The 5,274-nt window shown below is 62.2% G+C and carries 4 protein-coding genes; all 4 read left to right on the top strand.

The window, feature by feature from the left end:
• Nucleotides 1-328 precede the first annotated feature (328 nt).
• The 4 genes from LJ738_RS21020 (at nucleotide 329) to LJ738_RS21005 (ending at nucleotide 5,045) form a co-directional block, all read left to right on the top strand.
• Nucleotides 329-1,261: an alpha/beta fold hydrolase gene (locus LJ738_RS21020; protein WP_227788322.1), complete on the top strand. Its 933-nt coding sequence runs from the start codon at nucleotides 329-331 to the stop codon at nucleotides 1,259-1,261.
• A 285-nt stretch (nucleotides 1,262-1,546) separates the two neighbouring features.
• Complete coding sequence (locus LJ738_RS21015) at nucleotides 1,547-3,157, top strand: c-type cytochrome (protein WP_227788321.1); 1,611 nt, start codon at nucleotides 1,547-1,549, stop codon at nucleotides 3,155-3,157.
• Nucleotides 3,158-3,561: 404 nt separating this feature from the next.
• Nucleotides 3,562-4,122, top strand: a complete 561-nt coding sequence (locus tag LJ738_RS21010; protein ID WP_227788320.1) for an RNA polymerase sigma factor — start codon at nucleotides 3,562-3,564, stop codon at nucleotides 4,120-4,122.
• Nucleotides 4,123-4,484: 362 nt separating this feature from the next.
• Nucleotides 4,485-5,045, top strand: coding sequence for a hypothetical protein (locus LJ738_RS21005; RefSeq protein WP_227788319.1), 561 nt, complete (start codon nucleotides 4,485-4,487; stop codon nucleotides 5,043-5,045).
• Nucleotides 5,046-5,274: the final 229 nt, after the last annotated feature.

Raw genomic sequence — 5,274 nt, 5'->3', positions numbered from 1 at the left:
ATGCCCCGTTCTGTTGCTCGGCGATGCGTGCACTTGGGCAGTTCTGCAACAGCCACGGTCGTGGCTGTTGCAGAACTAGGCGCAGGTGGTTGCTCTGGTGAAGAGGCAACTTAAAGCCGACAGGAACCGGCCGCACGGTAAGGGGTACGAAAAGGGCCGTGAAAGCGACGGGCCTGCCGCGGGCCATGGGAAGGCCCGGGCACCAACCCGCGGCTTGCGGCCCGTAGGGGCAGTTCTTCGTTTTTTGGGGTGCCTCGTTCAGCCGTTTCGACGGGCCGGCTGTTATAGGGCTGTACTTACTTTTTCACCCGTTTTCATTCTTCCGTTTATGGAGTTGCATTTTGTCCGCCGCGGCACCGGCCGCCCCCTGTTACTGGTTCACGGCATCGGCGGCAGCTGGCGGTCCTGGAACACCATCATCGACGCGCTGGCCGCTGAGCGCGACGTCATTGCGGTGGATTTGCCCGGCCACGGCGAAACGCCCCAGCTGGCCGGCGAAAACTCCATCGCCACCTTGGCCGATGCGGTGACGGGCTTTCTCACCCACCACGACCTGCTCGGCATTGATGCCGTGGGCAGCTCCATGGGCGCGCGGCTGGTGCTGGAGCTGGCCCGGCGCGGCGGCGTGCTGGGAGCGGTGGTGTCGCTGGACCCGGGCGGGTTCTGGCAGGGCTGGCAGATTCCGTTCTTCTACCATTCGGTGGACGTGTCGGTCAAGCTGGTGAAGGCCCTGCAGCCGGTGATGCCCGCCCTGGCCGGCTCGGCGGTGGGCCGCACGGGGCTGTTGCCGCAGTTTTCAGCCCGCCCCTGGGCCGTGGATGCGCAGCAGGCCATCGACGAGATGCACACCTTCGCCCACTCGCCCGCCTTCGACGAGTTGCTCGACCAACTGGCGCACGGCCAAGTGCAGCAACCCGCGCCCAAGGGCAGCATCCCCGGGCCCCTGGTCATTGGCTGGGGCCGGCAGGACCGGGTGTGCCTGCCGAGCCAGTCGAAGCTAGCATTGGCGAAATTCCCTGATGCGCGCCTGTATTGGTTTGAGCACTGCGGCCACTTTCCGCAGTGGGACCAGCCCGCCGAAGCCACGCGCCTGATTCTGGCCGTTACCAGCCGCCAGCCCTTCACCGATGAATCCATTGCCCTGTCAAAATCAGAAGAGGCGGTACGGACTTTGCCCAAGGCGGCCGTCGTAGCAGCCGCGCTGGCGCTGCTGGCCGGCGGCATCTGGCTACTCTCGTCGCGGCGGAAAAGGGGGCGATAGCAGGGGTCGCACGAGAGTAGGAACAGAAAACCCCGCTAAGAAATCGGGTACTGCTAATTACCTGGGTGCCGAAGTCTTTCAGGGTGAGGACCATCGTGAGGACGCTGGTGCGGTCGGCGACTTGCTCCCAGGGCACGGGCTGGGAGCAAGCGCGGGCCATCAACCGTTACCACCTGCCGGACGAGGGCTTCTGACCGGTCAACCTGGACCACCTCACAGTAACCTAGCCGATTAGGGATTCGTTAGCCGAATAACTTTTGTTTTCACGCCTCAATCCAACCCCCTATGGTTTCTTTTACGCATTGGCGACTGCCCACCCTGGGCCTGTCCGCACTTGCCGTGATGACGCTGGCAATGTGCCAGGGCAATTCCAGCAAGACAACCGAGGGCACCGCGCAGACGGCCGCCGATTCGACGGGGGTTGCCCCGGCGGTGGCGAGCCCCACCGGCCATGCTGAAGCGGGCCGGGACGTGTTTCGCAACGAAACCTTCGGCACCGAGGGCTTCTGGACCAACGCCGTGCGCATGCCCCAAGGCATGAAAGCGGCCAAGCTCACGGTGATGGACGCGCTGAAGGCCGGCGTCAGCTTCGACGTGGACGCCATGCCCGCCGATGTGAAAGCCGCCTTCGCCACCGAGCTGAAAACCGACCATTCGCCGGCCAAAGCCCCGAAGCTCAACGACCCGGCCACGATGGAGGCGCTGGTGAAAGCCAACGCCGTCATCGGCATGGTACCGAAGGGGGCCCTGGTAGGCGTGAGCTGCGCCCTGTGCCACGCCGTGACCGACAAGTCGATGTTTGACCTGGGCGGTAAAGGCAGCATCGGCAAGCGGATTGACGGGCCCACGCCCCACCAGCTCAACGTGGGCAAGCTGCTGGCCACCGCCGCCAACTCGCGGGCCCTGTTCCCCACGCTGCAGCTGCAACAGCCGGACGGCAGCACCATTGGCCGGGCCCCGAAGGGCCTCACCGCCACCTCCACCGAGGCAGAGGTAGACGCTTACCTGAGCAACCCCAAATTCTACCCCATCGGGACCTTTGACGACTCGCCCGATGGCAACGGCAACCCCGTGCACATCGCGCCCTTCTTCCGCCAGGATTTGGCCGCTCCCTTTGGCAGTTCGGGGCAAAACGACAAGCTGGACGATTTCAACAACACGGTCTATACGGCCTTGTTCGACCAAAGCAACCTGCTCTCGCCCGGCGGCAAGCAGTTTATTCATATATTGGGAGGGGCCAGCGGCGACGCCATGCTGGCCGACTACGCCAAGGTCCTGGCCGCTACCGGGGTCACGGGCTTTCCCTACGTGACCGCCTCCACGGCCGGCAAGCCCGGCGAGGCGCCCACGCCCACCGGCAAGCGCGTCGACGAGCAGAAGCTGCGCGATTTGAATGCCTACGTGTCGGCCCTGGCGGCCCCGAAAGGGATGGTAACGGATGCCGCGCTCGTGAGCAAGGGCCGGGCGTTGTTTGTCTCGAATAACTGCACCAATTGCCATAACACGGACCAAAGCAAGCCGGTGATGGCCAAACTGATTCCGATGAATCAGATTTATCCGGACTACAAGCCCAAGGTCTTGGCCCAGCGCCAAGCCCCGCTGAGCCCCATTCAGAATGCGCCCGGCACGTTCGACGACAAGATGATTGTGGTGGATGCCAGCCCCGGCGGCGGCATTCGCGGCAACGCCCTGCCGCTGCTACTCGACCTGGCCCGCAAGCCCGTGTTCCTGCACGACAATTCCGTGCCCAGCCTGGAGGCGCTCCTCAATCCCAACCGCGGCAAAGGCGCTCCCCACCCGTTTTACGCGGTCAGCGCCCAGGAGCGGACGGCGCTGGTCGCGTACCTGAAAAGTTTGGACACGGGGCCTGACAAAGGCGTGGCCATGCGTCGGTAGCTCAACCGCGAGTTACCCACCAGCACCGGAGCCGGACAGCCTAGCAGGCGGTCCGGCTTTTTTTATACCTCGTTCGGCAAGTCAGGAATGATACAACCAGAAGTACTTGGTCGGTGTAGTGCAACTTGATGTCTTCGCCGTTCGCATCCTGGCCGGCTTTGATATAACTCATAAAAAGAAGCGGTAAGGTGAATGAAAAGATGTAGGTACCTACGAGCAACAACCAGGCGTTGGGATAGCGAGGCCCAAATCTTGTAAGTGGGTTTAAAGGGCGACGGGCTAATAAAGCGCTGCCGTGGTACCGCTTTCTTCCGCCTGGAGGTAGGCCGGTCCCTATCTTTCGGGCAGACTCCTGCTGCCCGGACATTTCCAAGCAACCGATTCACTACGCCCCTTCTCTACCCATGAATGCGACTCCGGCACTGCCCTCGGCCGCCGACGAAGCCGCGCTGGTGCAGCGCCTGCTGGCCCGCGACGAGCAGGCCCTGCGGCTGGTGCAGGAACGGTACGCCCGGAGCTTGCTCACGGCGATTCAGCGACTGGTGCGCGACGAGATGCTGGCCCAGGACGTGCTGCAGGAGGGGTTGTTGAAAATCTGGCTAAGCATCGCCAGCTACGACCCCGAGCGCGGACGTTTCTTTACCTGGATGGTGCGGGTGTGCTGCAACCACGCCATTGACCTGCTGCGAAGTCCGCGGCAGCGGTTTCATCAGGGCACTAAGTCGCTGGAAGTGGGCGCCGCGCAACAGGCCCCCGCCCCGGTCGGCTTCCACCCGGAGCATATTGGGGTGCGGGAATTGACACTGGGGCTGAAGCCCACGCAGCGCGAAGTGGTGGAACTGCTCTACTTCGGTGGATGCACGCAGGTGGAAGCGGCCGAGCAGCTGGGCATTCCGCTGGCTACGGTGAAAACGCGGGCCCGCGCGGCGCTACTGGCCCTGGCGAGGGTGGCGAAGGTTAGGTGAGGCGGGCGCTGGGTAAAGAAAAACAGGCCCCTCGAAGTGGCAATTAGGTGTCTGCGGAGTATGATAAGTCGTCAGACAAGCAACAGCACGGTTGCCCACTCCGCTAAGGGGACGAAAATCATGGATACAACAAATGGTCATGTTGTCCATTCTCGTTTAGAAAAACGGTAGAAAAGCGAAACGAGTGTATTTTCAACCCTCGCCATCGCTGGCTACCCATCATGGGACCAGAATGCGTAACGATGAACACGGCTTCGCTTGGCAAGGTGAGACTGAACACCCACTTCTGCATCATGTAGTATTTGGTGTGACCTAAATTCGGCTAAGGCGTTATTTTTGTGCCCTCTCCCGCAGCTCCTGACATGCAGCGCTTTCTAATGGTGGTGGACCAGACGCCCGCGGCGGCTGCGCCGACGAAATACCTAACGACGCACGACCTAAAGGAGCGCGGCTGGACGGCGACGATGATTGCCGCGCTGTTGCCGGCGCCCGATGCCTCACGCACGGCCTACATTCGCTTGCCGGGCAACGCCCCCGTTAAACTCTATCTGCGGGCGCGGGTCGAGGAGGTCGAGCAAAGTGATGATTTTCTGATTGCACAGCACAAGGCCACGAAAGCCAAGGCTCGGCGTGGTTCGGCCGCCCGTACGGCGCAGCACCAAGCCTTATTGAAACGCTGCGTGCTGCGCTTCCGACCCACCTATAGGTGGTCCGAGCGCTGGTGCCAGCGTTCGGATTGGCAGTTGAGTTTAGTAGATGTGCGGGCGTTTTATGACCGGTGGGAACCCCAGTTCGCGGATATGAGCCATGCCGCCCGCCAGCGGGTGCTGGAGGCGTTGCACGAGAAGAATAGGCGGCTGTTTAGCAAGCGCTTCCCCGGGGTAGAGCCCGGTCCGCAACGCCCGCCGAAGTTGGGTAAGTAAAGACTGCGCTAAGGCCTCTAGATGAGCTATTCTATGGGTTGAAATAGTTCGCTTGGACGCTGTACCGGCTGTTTAACTAGGGGCAGCACGAGAGGAGGAACAGAGCACCAAGGTGGTGAAGGGGCGGAGGTGCAACTGGTAGGCGTTCAAGAAAACGGTAAGAATACCAAAAGGAGGGGAATTCTACCCGCCCGGCAGAGGCGCAACGGCTTTTCGTGCTACCTTCCCC

It is taken from the genome of Hymenobacter plasmatis, from assembly GCF_020711255.1.
Taxonomy (GTDB): Bacteria; Bacteroidota; Bacteroidia; order Cytophagales; family Hymenobacteraceae; genus Hymenobacter.
Note: the sequence above shows the minus strand (reverse complement) of the source record. Positions and strands in the feature narration are given on the sequence as shown.

Excerpts from the sequence above, each read along its gene's own strand:
- LJ738_RS21020 (WP_227788322.1), top strand. The coding sequence starts at position 329 with ATGGAGTTGCATTTTGTCCGCCGCGGCACCGGCCGCCCCCTGTTACTG.
- LJ738_RS21015 (WP_227788321.1), top strand. The coding sequence starts at position 1,547 with ATGGTTTCTTTTACGCATTGGCGACTGCCCACCCTGGGCCTGTCCGCA.
- LJ738_RS21010 (WP_227788320.1), top strand. The coding sequence starts at position 3,562 with ATGAATGCGACTCCGGCACTGCCCTCGGCCGCCGACGAAGCCGCGCTG.
- LJ738_RS21005 (WP_227788319.1), top strand. The coding sequence starts at position 4,485 with ATGCAGCGCTTTCTAATGGTGGTGGACCAGACGCCCGCGGCGGCTGCG.